This is a genomic window from Rickettsia endosymbiont of Urophora cardui (genome assembly GCF_964030725.1).
Lineage (GTDB): Bacteria > Pseudomonadota > Alphaproteobacteria > Rickettsiales > Rickettsiaceae > Rickettsia.
The window spans coordinates 60377-76948 of sequence record NZ_CAXIPY010000001.1 but is presented as its reverse complement, the minus strand read 5'-3'; the positions used below and the strand labels follow the sequence as shown (position 1 = coordinate 76948).

The window sequence follows — 16572 nt, the reverse complement described above, 5'->3', positions numbered from 1 at the left end:
TTCGCTGGCTTACAAACTATATACTTATCAGTCCATCGGCTTCTAAAAGAGCCACTGAAAAACGCAGTTTTTTTGTAAGCTAAGGTTTGTCTTATTTACCATCAATATTAATTATCTCAAGCATATTTCGGGTTGGAATCTCTTACATATTGTTTTGCTTTTACCTATTCATTATATAAATCACCATTTATTTTACTTATAAGTGCTATGCTACACACTCTTTAGCTACAAACTTTACTCTCTACATAATCATCTCCTGATCTTAGTACAGCAAACACCACTCTTGCCAACTTATTAGCTATGGCAACTGTCGTTTTATTATGGCTACTTCGCTCAGATAAATTAAACATCCATTTCGTAAATTGGCTAAAATCTTTTTTAGATTTCTGTTCTTCCGATGTAAATCTTATCTTGGCATTTAGTACAGCTCTAGCCCCTTGAATTAATAAAGTGCGTAAGTATACATCACCTCGCTTGCTAATTCCCAGCAGCTTATCCTTCCCACCACTTGAATGTTGTCTTGGCACTAATCCTAGCCATGCCGATAATTGCCTGCCATTCTCAAAACTTGTAGCATTACCTATTGATGCTATTAAAGCAGTAGCAGTAATTAAACCAAGACCAGGTATAGCTCTTAATCGTTGATATTGAGTTAGGTTACTTGCTATCATTGTTAATCGTTTTTCTATCTCTTTTATTTTTCTGTTATTATCTAAGAATTCTTCTTTTAGTTCACTAAATGTTTGATAACTTAACTGGCTTAATTTCCCTGCATCTAAAATCTCAATTAATTTTGTGATAACCTTATTAATGCCTTGAGGAACAATAAAACCAAACTCATGTAGTAGCCCCCTAATTTCATTAGCAAGTGCTGTACGATTTTTTACCAATCTCTCTCTTACCCTATGTATTGATAAAATTTCTTGTTGCTCTATAGTTTTAATTGCAACAAATCTCATATTAGGTCTTGTCACGGCTTCACATATCGCTTCAGCATCTGCTTGATCATTTTTATTAGTTTTAACATATGGTTTGACAAATTGCGGTGCCATTAGTTTTACTTCATGCCCTAATTTAGTTATTTCTCTTGCCCAATAACTAGAACCACCACAAGCTTCCATCCCTACTAAACATTGTGGTAAATTAGCCATAAATGTCAAAACCTGATCTCTCATCAATTTTTTCTTTAATACTGTCTTGCCATTTTTATCTACACCATGAATTTGAAAAATTCTTTTTGCAATATCTATACCAATTGTAGTAACCTCCATATGGACCTCCTTAATTGTTGTTTTAATATGTTAAATATTAACCCTAGAAGATTAGCAACTGCTTTTCATTCTCTATATCAGGAGGTCCATACCATTAGTCCACTATCCTATGGCTCATTTTATGATCAAATTTGATGGTAGAATTTAATGGTTCACGAAATTTACACAATTGATGAGACAGAGCCTCAAAATATGACAAAAGAAATGTCTATTAAATGCCACTTATTAAACAAAATGTTTGAAATTGGTAAACCTATCTCTGTGCCTGTTGGCTAGGCTAGCATTGCGGGGTTAGGGGCAGTATATTCAAAAGCTTATTTATGCAACAAAGTCCTACTGCATCTCTTATATCTATAGCTCGGCTATCAGGATTATTTGCTCAAAATTCAATTATATTCTCCTTCTTAGTAAACCTAGCATCACGTCCACTTTGCAGATGTTGTCTTGAGCTGTAGTCTCCATTTTCTTTATAACGTCTAATCCAATTTGATATCGTATGACGCTCTATACCTAATAAGTCTGATATTGCTTTTATTCTATATTTAGAGGTTTTGTGAAGACTGATTACCCTATCTCTTAAATCCTGACTGTATGCTTTCATCTCTACCGTAGTTAAAATCATTATCTTACATTATTCTAAGGAATAATTCTAGTCGCGTTAGCTATACACTGATATGAAGAACTCGGCCGCAAGCGACCGAGTTTCAAAACAGGTTAAACTGCTTTGTTTCTTTTTCAATTTTATCCATTGCGTTTAGTTGATTTTGGTATCCACACAAAGTGATACATTATTCTAAAAACATGATGACTATTACGCCTCAATTCCATTCTACTAAATTATAATATGCCAACGCTTATATTATAACGCTATCCATCTAGGGAGCAAGCTCCCTAGATTTTCGCTATGCGGTTAAAAAAAGAAGAAATTGAGAAGTTAAAGTAAATTTAAAAATCCATGATATGGTGCGGTCGAGAAGACTTGAACTTCCAATCTTTTTACAGAACAGCACCCTCAATGCTGCGCGTCTACCAATTTCGCCACGACCGCTTAAGGCTTCTTGTATAGCAGATTATTAGTATAACATCAATAGTATTTGTTATGACCGTCATTGCGAGGAGATGCGCAGAATCGACGAGTCTTTTGCAATGATTGTGTAAATTTTTGTTGAGCCTATATTAGAAGTAATTAAAAATATGGCTTTGTTGCATAAATAAGCTTTTGAATATACTGCCCCTAACCCCGCAATGCTAGCCTAGCCAACAGGCACAGAGATAGGATAGTGGACTAATGGTATGGACCTCCTGATATAGAGAATGAAAAGCAGTTGCTAATCTTCTAGGGTTAATATTTAACATATTAAAACAACAATTAAGGAGGTCCATATGGAGGTTACTACAATTGGTATAGATATTGCAAAAAGAATTTTTCAAATTCATGGTGTAGATAAAAATGGCAAGACAGTATTAAAGAAAAAATTGATGAGAGATCAGGTTTTGACATTTATAGCTAACGCGACTAGAATTATTCCTTAGAATAATGTAAGATAATGATTTTAACTACGGTAGAGATGAAAGCATACAGTCAGGATTTAAGAGATAGGGTAATCAGTCTTCACAAAACCTCTAAATATAGAATAAAAGCAATATCAGACTTATTAGGTATAGAGCGTCATACGATATCAAATTGGATTAGACGTTATAAAGAAAATGGAGACTACAGCTCAAGACAACATCTGCAAAGTGGACGTGATGCTAGGTTTACTAATAAGGAGAATATAATTGAATTTTTAGCAAATAATCCTGATAGCCGAGCTATAGATATAAGAGATGCAGTAGCGCCCGAGCTGCCAATGAGCACATTTTATGACACGCTTCATAGAATGAAAATTACATATAAAAAAAGAGCCAAAATACAAAGGCAGGGATGAAGAAGCTAGAAAACAATTTGTGGAATATATTGATCAAATAGCATCTGATAAACTTGTGTATTGTGACGAAATGGGGGTAAGTAATAATATAACCATGTTGTACGGATGGTCAGAAAGAGGAACAAGAGCTTACTCAGAGCAAGCAGGTTTTGCTACTGAGCGAGTAAATATAGTTGCTGGTTATAATAAGGGCACCAAAGAATTAATTGCTCCGTTAGAGCATTCCGGTTATATTGATAAGCAATTATTTAATCAGTGGGTAGGTGAGCTATTATGCCCATCACTAAAACCTGGACAATGTGTAATAATGGATAATGCGAGTATTCATAAGTCACCGTTGGTAAAGGAATTAATAGAAAAAGCGGGTTGTACTCTTATTTATCTACCGGTCTATTCTCCAGATTTAAATTCTATTGAACACTGTTGGGCTAATTTTAAAAATTACTTGAGAAAAATTATTAAAAACTTTAAAGATTTTCGTGATGCAATAACGGCAGCAATGGTAAAAACCTTCCCGTGTTAGCTATATGGCTAATTTACCACAATGTTTAGTAGGGATGGAAGCTTGTGGTGGTTCTAGTTATTGGGCAAGAGAAATAACTAAATTAGGGCATGAAGTAAAACTAATGGCACCGCAATTTGTCAAACCATATGTTAAAACTAATAAAAATGATCAAGCAGATGCTGAAGCGATATGTGAAGCCGTGACAAGACCTAATATGAGATTTGTTGCAATTAAAACTATAGAGCAACAAGAAATTTTATCAATACATAGGGTAAGAGAGAGATTGGTAAAAAATCGTACAGCACTTGCTAATGAAATTAGGGGGCTACTACATGAGTTTGGTTTTATTGTTCCTCAAGGCTTTGTTGCATAAATAAGCTTTTGAATATACTGCCCCTAACCCCGCAATGCTAGCCTAGCCAACAGGCACAGAGATAGGTTTACCAATTTCAAACATTTTGTTTAATAAGTGGCATTTAATAGACATTTCTTTTGTCATATTTTGATCATGTCTTGATAGAAACTTACTACCAAAAGAAGTTTTAAATCGAAAGAACGTGTTCTCTACACGCTCCCTTCTACCATAATTATTCTTTACCCTCCATGCTTGGTATCCTTTGTTTTGTTGATATATAACAGCTGCATCTCTCGGCTTTGTTGCATAAATAAGATTTGTAGAGCAAGAGTGGTGATAATCTGGTAAGATGTCCTGAATTAAAAATAATCCAGATTATATGAGATCTCGGAAGAAAGCCCCTTTTAGTAAATCACGCAAGTATTCTAAATATAAAATAACGAATTGGTCAGAATATAATAATTTTTTACGCAATAGGGGTCGCATAGATTTTATGATTGCCAGTGATTTGGCGATTGGCTGGTATGCTGATTACAGAGAGGAAATGAAACGAGGAAGACCTAGACGCTATAGTGATCACGCTATATTACAGTGTAGAAGTTAAGATTTGATCTTACAGACACTATAAATTTTGCCCCTGATTGTCAGTTAAATTTTGACTGTCAGATACATATTCAAGATACAAGATTTCATTATTCTTTTCAACAGCTAATTTCTTACTATCCTTAAAAGTTTGCATAGGAGTTTTTCCATAACAATATTTACCAGAATGAGGTCTTTCATTATTGAAATACTCTAGCCAGATATCAAGATCTAATTGTAGGTCATCAAGAGCTGTATAAATCTTTTTCCGCATAGCTGTATCAAAGAATTCTTGTTTCATGGTTTTATTAAAACGCTCACACATACCGTTTGTTTGAGGAGAATATGCTTTAGTAGTAGTATGCTCTATACCTTCGATACTTAGAAATAATTCAAAAGCATGATGCTCTATATTCCCCTTATATTCTGACCCACGATCTGTCAGAATACGAAGTATTGGTATCCCTTGAGTCTCATACCATGGTAACACTCGGTCATTAAGCATATCAGCAGCAGTTAAAGCTGTTTTATCAGTATATAGTTTAACATCAGCTACTCTGCTGTAGCTATCAATAAATACCTGAGAATAAACCTTACCTATACCCTTAAAGTTGCCTACATAATATGTATCTTGGCATCCTAGATACCCTGGATGCTGTGTCTCAATTTCTCCATGAGCTTCTTTTTCATTACGACGCTTCTCTAGCACTTGTAATTGTGCCTCAGTAAGCACAATACCATCTTGAGCCATTTTTGCTTCTAATGCTTTAAGTCTTTTACTGATGTTGTTTAAATCATTACGTAACCAAATTGATCTTACTCCCCCAGGTGATACAAGTACACCTGTCTTTTTAAGCTCATTTGATACTCTTAGCTGACCATATGCTGGATATTCTATTGCCATATCTAGTACTGCTTTCTCTACAGCAGGATCAACTCTATTCGCTATTATTGGCTTTCTTCGACTAATTTCATACAACGCTTCTTCGCCACCAGTTTCATACAGTTCTTTAAATCTGTAATAACTATCTCTACTATATCCCATCGCTTTACATGCTGATGATATACTACCAAGGCTCTTAGCTAATTCAAGTAAACCTAATTTTGGTTTTATTATTTTTTGATTTAAGTTCATTCTTTATCTCCATTTAATAATTAATTTATTTTACTAAATGTAAGATATAATCTCAACTATTACAATTACAGTCAGGAGTTTCGCACTTAGCAAAGTTGCGAATCAGTTAAAAGCCATCTGATATTGTTTTGAATTGATGTTTTTATAACTTCCCAAGTTTGTTGATATAAAGTAATGTTTTCATTTATCCTCCTTTTATTCATATCAAGCCAGGCAAATACTGCAAGGCAAATATGATTTCTTTGAGCTCGGCCCGTGCGTGCCTGACAGCGTTCAATACCACAAGTTTGTTTTAATTCTCGATGATAAACCTCTATAGACCAACGTGCCTTAACAATTTTCTCTATTTGCTCACGTGTGGGATTTTCCAAGTTCGTTGTTATGTAATCAATGCGACCATTCTTTGCCACAAACTTAAATACCGTAACCCAACCGTATCCACGTAGGTGAATTTTTAGCCCCTCATCGGGTATCTCTAAACTTTCCAAGCTAACATTATGATTAACTTTTCTATTTTTCCTTAGGGTGGTAACCCATAGCCAGCCTAAATTACGTATATGTTTTAAATTCTCCAACCCGCTATACCAAGCATCCATGACTATGGCATCAGGATTGAGACCTCTTTCTTTAGCTAAAGTAAGCATATCACAAAAATGCTCATTCTTTGTTTTACCATCAGTGTCTTTATCATATATTCTATAATCTACGGGAGTAGATTGAGCAATTTTAGTATTGTAATGTAGTAAGTTTACCATTCCTATACCAGGTATAACATCATGTACAGCTCCAGAATATTGATAACGTACAAGCTCAATCTTCTGACTGTATTGCTTTGATAATAAGGTGTCATCCCCCACTAATAAACACGGTGCTTCCCAATCTATATATTTTGACACTTCCTTATAGATTTCGCTAGGACGAAAATCCTTACTCTTTAACCATCGACTTGCACTATCGTGAGATAGATCTACTGGACTCACTTCAGATAATGCCTTGCTAGTATATCTGACACTACTTGCTTGTAAAAATGATTTATATAAGTCCTTGCTACATTTTGTTCTTGTCATTTTTATCTAAAACTATTTTTCTCTAGATTAACATACTTTTTGCTAAGTGCGAAACTCCTGACAGTGTTTGAAGATCAGATGCTTATTCGGTCTTAAGTTACGCCAAACCCAAGGCTTTATAAACTGGCTCTTTGAAATATCGGGTTTATCTATTAGATGTCCAGACTATACAACATTAAGTAAGCGTATGAAGTCATTAGATCTTAGGTATTTACATGGAAATCAAGATAAAGAATTTAGTTGTATTTCAATGGATAGTACAGGGATACAAGCCTACACAGGGAACGAATGGCTAGAAAATAAGCATGGTAAGCAATATAAGCGTCGCATATGGAAAAAGCTACATATCGTTATAGAAGATCAAGGTATGATACTTGCCGATAGTACCACAGAGCATACTATAGATGATAGATCACAGATTGGACTACGGAAAGTTCTATAATTAATTAAGCCAGATATAATCAATTTTTAATCTCTCAGGGTTTAATTCCCCGAAGCTCTGCTTCGTGATATCATAAGAAACAACTAAAACTTTTTTAGATACCTCGTAGCTCTGCTGCGAGGAGCATCATTTCTAATATAGGCTCAACAAAAATTTACACAATCATTGCAAAAGACTCTTTAAAGTATTAACGGTATATTTCACCAGTTACACTATTAAGTGCTGCTTTAGTAATTTTTACCTCAATAATTTTACCAAGTAAATCTTTATTAGGGTTTGAGATATATACGGATTGCATATAAGGTGTTTTACCTATTATTTGATCATCAAATTTACCATCACGATCAAATAAAACTTTCATTGTAGAACCTACACAGCTTTCATTAAAGGCTAGCTGCTGATTTGATAATTCTTGTTGTAAGATGGTTAATCTTTCTGATTTAATATGCTCAGGCATCTGATCGGTTCTTGTTGCACCTGGGGTACCAGGACGTGGGCTATATTTAAATGAATAGCATTGACCATATTTTACTTTGCGGACTAAATCTAAAGTATCTGCAAAATCTTCATCTGTTTCGCCAGGAAATCCAACAATGAAATCAGAAGATAAAACTATATCAGGTCTTGCTTTTCTTAAGTGATCAATTATATCAAAGTAATAATCCCGATCATGTTTGCGGTTCATTGCCTTGAGTATTTTATTTGAACCTGATTGCACTGGAAGATGTAAAAACGGCATTAATTTAGGCTCTAAGCCGTGCAAGCTTATTAAATCATCTGTCATATCTATCGGATGTGACGTGGTGTAACGTAATCTCTCTAAATTTGGAATTTTTGCTAAATGCCTTATCAAATCAGCAAGAGTAAATACTTTATCGTCTGATGTTTTGCCGTGATAAGCATTAACATTCTGTCCAAGCAGCATGATTTCTTTAGCACCGCTACTAACTACCTTTAAGGCTTCTCTATAAACTTGCTCTACGTTTCTTGAAAATTCAGCACCTCTAGTATAAGGTACTACGCAAAAAGTACAAAACTTATCGCACCCCTCTTGCACTGATATAAAGCTACTAGCTCCTTGCGGATATAACTGTTCAGGTAATTGGTCAAATTTTGCTTCTTCAACAAAATCAAGATCGATTAAGTGTTTTTCGTGTCTAACAACTTTAGAAATTAATTCAGGTAAATTATAATAAGATTGAGGACCGACTACGATATCAACATAAGGAGTTCTGGTAAAAATTTCTTCGCCCTCAGCTTGTGCAACGCAGCCAGCTACTACTATTATTGATGAATTTAGACCTTGTTTTTTTCGTGCATCTTGTAATTTTTTAATACGACCAAGTTCTGAATAGGTTTTTTCTGCGGCTTTTTCTCTAATATGGCAAGTATTTAAAATAATAACATCTGCTTCTTCGATATTTTCCGTAGGCTCATAGCCATAAGGATATAGCAAATCCTGCATCTTAACGGAGTCATACACATTCATCTGACATCCGTAAGTTTTAATATAAAGCTTCTGACTCATATTGTTTTGTAATACCTTAAAAAGGTCTACTTATAATATATTTAAATAACTTTATCAAATTTTAAATAATATTAGATGACGGGTTACTTAGGTTCTATGCATTTTTAAAAAATGCATAGAATTTAGAATTTGTGTAAATTCTAGATAGGTTATATGAAAATAAAGAAGAAAGATAATTGTATTATTTCACATTTAGAGTGATGTTTAGTACCTCCTAGTTTTTTAACGTTATTATCTTGTTCTTGCTGCAAATCTCCATGATGAAATGGTGTTTGATGGTAAGTAACTGAAGTTTTGACAAAAAATTTTTAATGATGCTCCTCGCAGCAGAGCTACGAGGTATCTAAAAAAGTTTTAGTTGTTTCTTATGATATCACGAAGCAGAGCTTCGGGGAATTAAACCCTGAGAGATTAACCAAGGGTATTTTAGAGCGAGCACTGCATGCTGAGATGTCAGAACATTTAGGTTATAGCAAGTATGATAGAGCTGAAACTGAGAATGCGAGGAATGGTAGTTTTAGTAAGAATCTGATTAGTGAGAATGGTACTATAGAGATAAATGTTCCAAGAGACAGACAAGGTAAATTTGAACCTATAATAGTCTCAAAGAAACAAACAAGAATAGATGGCTTAGACCAAAAGATAATATCCTTATATGCGAAGGGTATGAGTGTGTCTGATATTAAAACACAATTGCAAGAATTATATGGAGCTGAGATCAGTGAGAGCCTAATCAGCAGGGCTTTGTTGCATAAATAAGATTTGTAGAGCAAGAGTGGTGATAATCTGGTAAGATGTCCTGAATTAAAAATAATCCAGATTATATGAGATCTCGGAAGAAAGCCCCTTTTAGTAAATCACGCAAGTATTCTAAATATAAAATAACGAATTGGTCAGAATATAATAATTTTTTACGCAATAGGGGTCGCATAGATTTTATGATTGCCAGTGATTTGGCGATTGGCTGGTATGCTGATTACAGAGAGGAAATGAAACGAGGAAGACCTAGACGCTATAGTGATCACGCTATATTACAGTGTTTGAAGATCAGATGCTTATTCGGTCTTAAGTTACGCCAAACCCAAGGCTTTATAAACTGGCTCTTTGAAATATCGGGTTTATCTATTAGATGTCCAGACTATACAACATTAAGTAAGCGTATGAAGTCATTAGATCTTAGGTATTTACATGGAAATCAAGATAAAGAATTTAGTTGTATTTCAATGGATAGTACAGGGATACAAGCCTACACAGGGAACGAATGGCTAGAAAATAAGCATGGTAAGCAATATAAGCGTCGCATATGGAAAAAGCTACATATCGTTATAGAAGATCAAGGTATGATACTTGCCGATAGTACCACAGAGCATACTATAGATGATAGATCACAGATTGGACTACTAATAGCTAATGTCAGAGCCAAGGATTTTCTGGGAGATCGAGGGTATGACGGTGAATCTACATATCAATTGTTGAGAAAGAAGAAGATAAAACCAGTTATTAGACCCCCAAACTCTTCAGTAAAAGTTCAATCGCTTAGGGATAAAACTGAGAGAGATGCAGCTGTTATATATCAACAAAACAAAGGATACCAAGCATGGAGGGTAAAGAATAATTATGGTAGAAGGGAGCGTGTAGAGAACACGTTCTTTCGATTTAAAACTTCTTCAGGAGTTTCGCACTTAGCAAAATTGTGTATTAGTTAGAAGCCATTTAATGTTGTTCTGAATTGATGTTTTTATAACTTCCCAAGTTTGTTGATATAAAGTAATGTTTTCATTTATCCTCCTTTTGTTCATATCAAGCCAGGCCAATACAGCAAGGCAAATATGATTTCTTTGAGCTCGACCCGTGCGTGCCTGACAGCATTCAATACCACAAGTTTGTTTCAATTCTCGATGATAAACTTCTATAGACCAACGCGCCTTAACAATTTTCTCTATTTGCTCACGTGTAGGATTCTCTAAATTAGTTGTTATGTAATCAATGCGACCATTTTTTGCCACAAACTTAAATACCGTAACCCAACCGTATCCACGTAGGTGAATTTTTAGCCCTTCATCGGGAATCTCTAAAGTTTCCAAGCTAACATTACGATTAACTTTTCTATTTTTTCTTAGGTTGGTAACCCATATCCAACCTAAATTACGTATATGTTTTAAATTATCCAAACCACTATACCAAGCATCCATAACTATAGCATCAGGCTTGATACCTCTTTCTTTAGCTAAAGTAAGCATATCACGAAAATGCTCGTTCTTTGTTTTACCATCAGTTTCTTTATCATATATTCTATAATCTACAGGAGTAGATTGATCAATTTGAGTATTGTAATGCAGTAAGTTTACCATTCCTATACCAGGTATAACATCATGTACAGCCCCAGAATATTGATAATTTACAAGCTCGATCCTCTTACTGTATTGCTTTGACAATAAGGTGTCATCTCCCACTAATAAACAAGGATCTTCCAGATCAATATATTTTGACACTTTGCTATAGATTTCGCTAGGGCGAAAATCCTTACTCTTTAACCATCGACTTGCACTATCGTGCGATAGATCTAATGGACTTACTTCAGATAATGCTTTGCTAGTATATCTTACACTACTTGCTTGTAAGAATGATTTATATAAATCTTTGCTACATTTTGATCTTGTCATTTTTATCTAAAACTATTTTTCTCTAGATTAGCATATTATTTGCTAAGTGCGAAACTCCTGTTCTTTTGGTAGTAAGTTTCTATCAAGACATGATCAAAATATGACAAAAGAAATGTCTATTAAATGCCACTTATTAAACAAAATGTTTGAAATTGGTAAACCTATCTCTGTGCCTGTTGGCTAGGCTAGCATTGCGGGGTTAGGGGCAGTATATTCAAAAGCTTATTTATGCAACAAAGCCGGGAGATCGAGGGTATGACGGTGAATCTACATATCAATTGTTGAGAAAGAAGAAGATAAAACCAGTTATTAGACCCCCAAACTCTTCAGTAAAAGTTCAATCGCTTAGGGATAAAACTGAGAGAGATGCAGCTGTTATATATCAACAAAACAAAGGATACCAAGCATGGAGGGTAAAGAATAATTATGGTAGAAGGGAGCGTGTAGAGAACACGTTCTTTCGATTTAAAACTTCTTTTGGTAGTAAGTTTCTATCAAGACATGATCAAAATATGACAAAAGAAATGTCTATTAAATGCCACTTATTAAACAAAATGTTTGAAATTGGTAAACCTATCTCTGTGCCTGTTGGCTAGGCTAGCATTGCGGGGTTAGGGGCAGTATATTCAAAAGCTTATTTATGCAACAAAGCCCTTCTTTCTCAACAATTGATATGTAGATTCACCGTCATACCCTCGATCTCCCAGAAAATCCTTGGCTCTGACATTAGCTATTAGTAGTCCAATCTGTGATCTATCATCTATAGTATGCTCTGTGGTACTATCGGCAAGTATCATACCTTGATCTTCTATAACGATATGTAGCTTTTTCCATATGCGACGCTTATATTGCTTACCATGCTTATTTTCTAGCCATTCGTTCCCTGTGTAGGCTTGTATCCCTGTACTATCCATTGAAATACAACTAAATTCTTTATCTTGATTTCCATGTAAATACCTAAGATCTAATGACTTCATACGCTTACTTATAGCTAACACGGAAATGTTTCTACCACAGATTAGGAAAAACTTAGGCATTGATCAATAATTTTACGTAAACAGTTTTTAAAGTTAGTCCAGCAATGTTTAATAGGATTTAGATCTGGTGAATATGTGAGTAAATACAAAAACTATGGTAAAAACCTTTCCGCGTTAGCTATAATGTTGTATAGTCTGGACATCTAATAGATAAACCCGATATTTCAAAGAGCCAGTTTATAAAGCCTTGGGTTTGGCGTAACTTAAGACCGAATAAGCATCTGATCTTCAAACACTGTAATATAGCGTGATCACTATAGCGTCTAGGTCTTCCTCGTTTCATTTCCTCTCTGTAATCAGCATACCAGCCAATCGCCAAATCACTGGCAATCATAAAATCTATGCGACCCCTATTGCGTAAAAAATTATTATATTCTGACCAATTCGTTATTTTATATTTAGAATACTTGCGTGATTTACTAAAAGGGGCTTTCTTCCGAGATCTCATATAATCTGGATTATTTTTAATTCAGGACATCTTACCAGATTATCACCACTCTTGCTCTACAAATCTTATTTATGCAACAAAGCCCACATCTTTAGCAGTGTGTCATCCAAAAAGAATCTCTCGTAATAAAGTATTTGCTGGTATTGCTGCTTTGGGTAAAACAACAAAAAGTTGGTTTTTTGGTCTAAAGTTACATTTGCTTATTAACGAAAAAGGTGAAATTCAAGGTCTAAAACTAACGCCTGGTAATGTAGATGATAGAGCACCGGTTTCGACAATAACCAAACATATCACGGGATTATTGTTTGGCGATAAGGGTTATATCAAACAAGAGCTTTTTGATGATCTATACAGTCAAGGACTCAAGTTAGTAACTGGCATAAAGAAGAAAATGAAGAATAAACTTATGCCATTATTTGAAAAAATATTATTACGCAAACGCTCGATTATCGAAACAGTATTTAGTGTGCTGAAGGGTTCTTTCGAGATCGAACATACAAGACATAGATCAATTTGGAATGCCTTTGTACATATCTTATCCGCCCTAATTGCATACTCTATGAAACCTAACAAACCTGCTATATCTCAAAATTAGCTAATCCAGAATTCAGGTTCTATGCTTTTCTATCCCAGCAAAACCACTTGCTATAGGTATAAGCAAGGAAGTTATAGAGTACGAGAAAGATAATTTCTCAAAACAACAAATCAAGAGATTCTTTAGAAGATATTGCTCTGATTACAGATATAAAAAACTTCTTATTGAAGGTGCTCAGCGTTTTAACTTAGATGGGACGAATGCTAGCTTAGTTACTAAAGAAGAAGTGCCTACAAAAACTAACAAATTCTCTAAACTTAAAAAATCTTAAATTTCTGTTCTTTACAGATATTCTTTTTAAACAAAAAGTAAAACTCCTTTTATCATCATTTTTTTGAAAAAATTATTCGGAATAACATATGCAAACAAAACGCTCATACAATAATTCTGTTTTCATCGATGAAAATACAGATCCAAAAATAGACGGCATAATTCCATACAATTATAAAAAACGACGTGAGGAATTAAATCAGATAGTAAAGCGTCAAGTAGCAAAACAACAACAAAAATTAACACAAAAAAACAAATCTATAGTAAGATAGTTAATTTTTTATTAAGATATTAATATAATATTAATTTGTATTGTTATCATCACCTAGCTCTAGGATCTGTACAAATAACTGTGTTCATTTCTGTAGAAGTCAAGATTTGATATGACACCTTATACAATATAGATTACCCCTCCCCTACTAATTCTTTATCTTCAATTACGGCTCTGTCTCATCAATTGTGTAAATTTCGTGAACCATTAAATTCTACCATCAAATTTGATCATAAAATGAGCCATAGCTTCATTCCAATTGGGGATAGGCATAGACCATTTTTTGGTAATATAATCAATTGTCAGATATAAAACTTTAAATACTGCGTCATCATTTGGAAAGATGCGTTTATTCTTAGTAACTTTTCTCAATTGGCTATTCAGCGATTCTATCGCATTTGTAGTGTAAATGATCTTACGAATCTCCTTTGGATATTGCAAGAAAATTATCAAATTATCCCAATTATTATACCAAGATTTAGCTATATGCGGATATTGCTTACTCCATTTTTGATCAAATGACTCAAGAGCTAATTCTGCTTCTTTTTCAGTAGCAGAAGTATAGATTAGTTTCAAATCCGCTGCTAATTGCTTTCTATCTTTATATGATACATATTTGAGGCTATTCCTGATCTGATGGACAATACAAATTTGATGTTCAGTTTTCGGATATACTGATGCAATAGCATCAGACATACCAGTTAGATTATCACTACAAGCAATTAAGATATCTTTTACTCCTCGATTCTTCATTTCAGTAAAATTACCAAGCCAAAATTTAGCTCCTTCATTCTCACTTATCCATAAGCCTAAAATATCCTTTCTGCCAGATAAATCTATTCCTAAAGCTACATATACTGATTTATTAATAATAAGTTTATCTTGTCTTACTTTCACTACTAAACAGTCAAAATATACTATAGGGTATACTGATTCAAGAGGTCTACTCTGCCAAATCTTGACCTCATCTATTACTTCATCTGTAATCCTGCTGATTAGGCTCTCACTGATCTCAGCTCCATATAATTCTTGCAATTGTGTTTTAATATCAGACACACTCATACCCTTCGCATATAAGGATATTATCTTTTGGTCTAAGCCATCTATTCTTGTTTGTTTCTTTGAGACTATTATAGGTTCAAATTTACCTTGTCTGTCTCTTGGAACATTTATCTCTATAGTACCATTCTCACTAATCAGATTCTTACTAAAACTACCATTCCTCGCATTCTCAGTTTCAGCTCTATCATACTTGCTATAACCTAAATGTTCTGACATCTCAGCATGCAGTGCTCGCTCTAAAATACCCTTGGTTAATTCCTTAATTAATCCATTCTGACTTAGTACTGTTTTTAAATCTACTCCGCCTTCTATCAGCAAATCTATTGCTTCATTTATTTTTTTATTCTTCTCTATTTGCATTTCTGTTACCTATATTTTTAATGGTAAATTCCAGTAATGATGCTCCTCGCAGCAGAGCTACGAGGTATCTAAAAAAGTTTTAGTTGTTTCTTATGATATCACGAAGCAGAGCTTCGGGGAATTAAACCCTGAGAGATTAATTAAGCCAGATTTATATTTTCTTCCCATACCTCATTGGGTGTTTTATAACCGAGCACTTTTCTTGGTAAATTATTTAAAAAATCCTCAATTTCTTGTAATTGCTTTATTGTTAATTTTTTTATATCTAAAGATTTAGAGTATACTCTGTGCACCATTGAGTTAATCTTCTCTATCAATGGTTTTTGCCATGGAGAATAAGGATTGCAAAAATATACTTTTCGTTCAGATTTTGGCAATAGTTGTTCATGATTGGTAAATTCTTTGCCATTATCTAACGTTATGCTTTTGATTATATGCGACAATTGTTTAAGTTTTTTATTCATGTTACCAATCACATCTTGTGTTCTTTTTGAACGGTTTAAAGTGAGAAACACTTTTTGTGTTCTGATATCCACAAGAGCGCCTATATTACGACTTTGATTACCTTTGTTAAAAGTTAAATCACCTTCTAAATGACCTATTGCTGCTATCTTTCTATTTATCTCTGGTCTTTCAGTAATGGAAACTCGATTTGGTATTGTAATTCTTTTGTTTCTGATTCTTGTACCATGATGCAACCTATTTTTCCTTTTTCTTGCTAAAGATAAATATAATTTTTGCCTTTGTGCTATAGGAGATGTATAAATAAACTGGTATATACTCTCTGTAGAAATATTGACAGTATCTCGTGATAGTTTACGTCTACCTGAAATTATATCTGGTGAAATACCCTGTGTTAACTGCTTTATTATTTCTGCTCGTAAATTATTATCAATATCTAATTTTCTTTTTCTCTTACCTTGCCTTAAACTGCAAGCAAGTGTGTTAGCCCTATCTGGTCTATAATTATGCCTCATTCTCTTGAGTTCATAACATATAGTGCTTTTATCACGGCCGGCTTTGTTGCATAAATAAAATTTGTAGAGCAAGAGT

The 16572-nt window shown here is 34.1% G+C and carries 21 protein-coding genes, 1 tRNA gene and 3 pseudogenes; 14 read left to right on the top strand and 11 right to left on the bottom strand.

Features of this window, described 5'->3' with window-relative positions:
* Positions 1 to 221 precede the first annotated feature (221 nt).
* Positions 222 to 1271: an IS110 family RNA-guided transposase gene (locus AAHI98_RS00435; RefSeq protein ID WP_342224642.1), complete on the bottom strand. Its 1050-nt coding sequence runs from the start codon at positions 1269 to 1271 to the stop codon at positions 222 to 224.
* Between the two features lie 147 nt (positions 1272 to 1418).
* Between AAHI98_RS00435 and AAHI98_RS00430 the strand changes: the two genes are divergently transcribed.
* Positions 1419 to 1547 (top strand): hypothetical protein, encoded by a 129-nt coding sequence (locus tag AAHI98_RS00430; protein WP_342224698.1) that lies wholly within the window; start codon positions 1419 to 1421, stop codon positions 1545 to 1547.
* A 103-nt stretch (positions 1548 to 1650) separates the two neighbouring features.
* On the opposite strand, the gene AAHI98_RS00425 is transcribed toward AAHI98_RS00430, so the two are convergent.
* A complete protein-coding gene (locus AAHI98_RS00425; RefSeq protein WP_342224697.1) occupies positions 1651 to 1893 on the bottom strand; it encodes a helix-turn-helix domain-containing protein in 243 nt (80 codons plus the stop codon).
* A gap of 339 nt (positions 1894 to 2232) precedes the next feature.
* A tRNA-Leu gene (locus tag AAHI98_RS00420) sits at positions 2233 to 2319 on the bottom strand.
* A gap of 335 nt (positions 2320 to 2654) precedes the next feature.
* Here AAHI98_RS00420 and AAHI98_RS00415 point away from each other — a divergent pair.
* The 5 genes and pseudogenes from AAHI98_RS00415 to AAHI98_RS00395 all read left to right on the top strand — a co-directional run.
* Positions 2655 to 2783, top strand: a pseudogene (locus tag AAHI98_RS00415) (IS110 family transposase); the annotation flags it as partial.
* 35 nt (positions 2784 to 2818) lie between these two features.
* The gene (locus tag AAHI98_RS00410) at positions 2819 to 3199 is read left to right on the top strand and encodes an IS630 transposase-related protein (protein ID WP_342224696.1); all 381 of its coding nucleotides are present in this window, start codon (positions 2819 to 2821) and stop codon (positions 3197 to 3199) included.
* Between the two features lie 19 nt (positions 3200 to 3218).
* Complete coding sequence (locus AAHI98_RS00405) at positions 3219 to 3722, top strand: IS630 family transposase (protein ID WP_342224695.1); 504 nt, start codon at positions 3219 to 3221, stop codon at positions 3720 to 3722.
* Positions 3721 to 4065, top strand: a pseudogene (locus AAHI98_RS00400) (IS110 family transposase); the annotation flags it as partial. The gene AAHI98_RS00405 and the pseudogene AAHI98_RS00400, both read left to right, overlap by 2 nt.
* A 373-nt stretch (positions 4066 to 4438) precedes the next feature.
* Entirely contained in the window at positions 4439 to 4663 is a 225-nt protein-coding gene (locus AAHI98_RS00395; RefSeq protein ID WP_342224694.1) for a hypothetical protein, read from the top strand.
* An 18-nt stretch (positions 4664 to 4681) separates the two neighbouring features.
* On the opposite strand, the gene AAHI98_RS00390 is transcribed toward AAHI98_RS00395, so the two are convergent.
* Both AAHI98_RS00390 and AAHI98_RS00385 read right to left on the bottom strand, forming a co-directional pair.
* A complete protein-coding gene (locus AAHI98_RS00390) occupies positions 4682 to 5776 on the bottom strand; it encodes an IS481 family transposase (protein ID WP_342224693.1) in 1095 nt (364 codons plus the stop codon).
* Between the two features lie 86 nt (positions 5777 to 5862).
* Complete coding sequence (locus AAHI98_RS00385; RefSeq protein ID WP_342224659.1) at positions 5863 to 6843, bottom strand: IS701 family transposase; 981 nt, start codon at positions 6841 to 6843, stop codon at positions 5863 to 5865.
* Between the two features lie 67 nt (positions 6844 to 6910).
* On the opposite strand from AAHI98_RS00385, the gene AAHI98_RS00380 reads away from it, so the two are divergent.
* Positions 6911 to 7285 (top strand): transposase, encoded by a 375-nt coding sequence (locus AAHI98_RS00380; RefSeq protein WP_342224692.1) that lies wholly within the window; start codon positions 6911 to 6913, stop codon positions 7283 to 7285.
* Between the two features lie 187 nt (positions 7286 to 7472).
* Here the strand turns inward: AAHI98_RS00380 and miaB are convergent, their stop codons facing one another.
* The gene (miaB, locus tag AAHI98_RS00375; RefSeq protein ID WP_342224691.1) at positions 7473 to 8813 is read right to left on the bottom strand and encodes a tRNA (N6-isopentenyl adenosine(37)-C2)-methylthiotransferase MiaB; all 1341 of its coding nucleotides are present in this window, start codon (positions 8811 to 8813) and stop codon (positions 7473 to 7475) included.
* 405 nt (positions 8814 to 9218) lie between these two features.
* Between miaB and AAHI98_RS00370 the strand changes: the two are divergent.
* Positions 9219 to 9554, top strand: a pseudogene (locus AAHI98_RS00370) (transposase); the annotation flags it as partial.
* 83 nt (positions 9555 to 9637) lie between these two features.
* Positions 9638 to 10519, top strand: coding sequence for an IS5 family transposase (locus tag AAHI98_RS00365; RefSeq protein ID WP_342224690.1), 882 nt, complete (start codon positions 9638 to 9640; stop codon positions 10517 to 10519).
* Here the strand turns inward: AAHI98_RS00365 and AAHI98_RS00360 are convergent.
* Positions 10496 to 11476, bottom strand: coding sequence for an IS701 family transposase (locus AAHI98_RS00360; protein ID WP_342224689.1), 981 nt, complete (start codon positions 11474 to 11476; stop codon positions 10496 to 10498). The genes AAHI98_RS00365 and AAHI98_RS00360 overlap by 24 nt on opposite strands.
* Before the next feature lie 46 nt (positions 11477 to 11522).
* On the opposite strand from AAHI98_RS00360, the gene AAHI98_RS00355 reads away from it, so the two are divergent.
* Positions 11523 to 11660, top strand: coding sequence for a hypothetical protein (locus AAHI98_RS00355; protein WP_342224688.1), 138 nt, complete (start codon positions 11523 to 11525; stop codon positions 11658 to 11660).
* Between the two features lie 28 nt (positions 11661 to 11688).
* Positions 11689 to 12072, top strand: a complete 384-nt coding sequence (locus AAHI98_RS00350; protein WP_342224803.1) for a transposase — start codon at positions 11689 to 11691, stop codon at positions 12070 to 12072.
* A gap of 42 nt (positions 12073 to 12114) precedes the next feature.
* Here the strand turns inward: AAHI98_RS00350 and AAHI98_RS00345 are convergent, their stop codons facing one another.
* Positions 12115 to 12513, bottom strand: coding sequence for a transposase (locus tag AAHI98_RS00345; protein WP_342224687.1), 399 nt, complete (start codon positions 12511 to 12513; stop codon positions 12115 to 12117).
* A gap of 118 nt (positions 12514 to 12631) precedes the next feature.
* Complete coding sequence (locus AAHI98_RS00340) at positions 12632 to 12961, bottom strand: transposase (RefSeq protein WP_342224686.1); 330 nt, start codon at positions 12959 to 12961, stop codon at positions 12632 to 12634.
* 28 nt (positions 12962 to 12989) lie between these two features.
* Between AAHI98_RS00340 and AAHI98_RS00335 the strand changes: the two genes are divergently transcribed.
* From AAHI98_RS00335 to AAHI98_RS00325, 3 genes are all read left to right on the top strand, one after another.
* The gene (locus tag AAHI98_RS00335; protein WP_458693687.1) at positions 12990 to 13556 is read left to right on the top strand and encodes an IS982 family transposase; all 567 of its coding nucleotides are present in this window, start codon (positions 12990 to 12992) and stop codon (positions 13554 to 13556) included.
* Positions 13557 to 13566: 10 nt separating this feature from the next.
* Entirely contained in the window at positions 13567 to 13827 is a 261-nt protein-coding gene (locus tag AAHI98_RS00330; protein WP_342224802.1) for a ProQ/FINO family protein, read from the top strand.
* 88 nt (positions 13828 to 13915) lie between these two features.
* The gene (locus tag AAHI98_RS00325; protein WP_342224685.1) at positions 13916 to 14098 is read left to right on the top strand and encodes a hypothetical protein; all 183 of its coding nucleotides are present in this window, start codon (positions 13916 to 13918) and stop codon (positions 14096 to 14098) included.
* A 206-nt stretch (positions 14099 to 14304) separates the two neighbouring features.
* Here the strand turns inward: AAHI98_RS00325 and AAHI98_RS00320 are convergent, their stop codons facing one another.
* Entirely contained in the window at positions 14305 to 15519 is a 1215-nt protein-coding gene (locus AAHI98_RS00320; RefSeq protein WP_342224684.1) for an IS256 family transposase, read from the bottom strand.
* Between the two features lie 140 nt (positions 15520 to 15659).
* A complete protein-coding gene (locus AAHI98_RS00315) occupies positions 15660 to 16568 on the bottom strand; it encodes an IS30 family transposase (RefSeq protein ID WP_342224683.1) in 909 nt (302 codons plus the stop codon).
* Positions 16569 to 16572 lie beyond the last annotated feature (4 nt).

Bases quoted from the DNA above. Each gene is read 5' to 3' on its own strand.
- AAHI98_RS00435 (WP_342224642.1), bottom strand. From the start codon at position 1,271: ATGGAGGTTACTACAATTGGTATAGATATTGCAAAAAGAATTTTTCAA.
- AAHI98_RS00430 (WP_342224698.1), top strand. From the start codon at position 1,419: ATGGTTCACGAAATTTACACAATTGATGAGACAGAGCCTCAAAATATG.
- AAHI98_RS00425 (WP_342224697.1), bottom strand. From the start codon at position 1,893: ATGATTTTAACTACGGTAGAGATGAAAGCATACAGTCAGGATTTAAGA.
- AAHI98_RS00410 (WP_342224696.1), top strand. From the start codon at position 2,819: ATGATTTTAACTACGGTAGAGATGAAAGCATACAGTCAGGATTTAAGA.
- AAHI98_RS00395 (WP_342224694.1), top strand. From the start codon at position 4,439: ATGAGATCTCGGAAGAAAGCCCCTTTTAGTAAATCACGCAAGTATTCT.
- AAHI98_RS00390 (WP_342224693.1), bottom strand. From the start codon at position 5,776: ATGAACTTAAATCAAAAAATAATAAAACCAAAATTAGGTTTACTTGAA.
- AAHI98_RS00385 (WP_342224659.1), bottom strand. From the start codon at position 6,843: ATGACAAGAACAAAATGTAGCAAGGACTTATATAAATCATTTTTACAA.
- miaB (WP_342224691.1), bottom strand. From the start codon at position 8,813: ATGAGTCAGAAGCTTTATATTAAAACTTACGGATGTCAGATGAATGTG.
- AAHI98_RS00365 (WP_342224690.1), top strand. From the start codon at position 9,638: ATGAGATCTCGGAAGAAAGCCCCTTTTAGTAAATCACGCAAGTATTCT.
- AAHI98_RS00360 (WP_342224689.1), bottom strand. From the start codon at position 11,476: ATGACAAGATCAAAATGTAGCAAAGATTTATATAAATCATTCTTACAA.
- AAHI98_RS00345 (WP_342224687.1), bottom strand. From the start codon at position 12,513: ATGCCTAAGTTTTTCCTAATCTGTGGTAGAAACATTTCCGTGTTAGCT.
- AAHI98_RS00340 (WP_342224686.1), bottom strand. From the start codon at position 12,961: ATGAGATCTCGGAAGAAAGCCCCTTTTAGTAAATCACGCAAGTATTCT.
- AAHI98_RS00325 (WP_342224685.1), top strand. From the start codon at position 13,916: ATGCAAACAAAACGCTCATACAATAATTCTGTTTTCATCGATGAAAAT.
- AAHI98_RS00320 (WP_342224684.1), bottom strand. From the start codon at position 15,519: ATGCAAATAGAGAAGAATAAAAAAATAAATGAAGCAATAGATTTGCTG.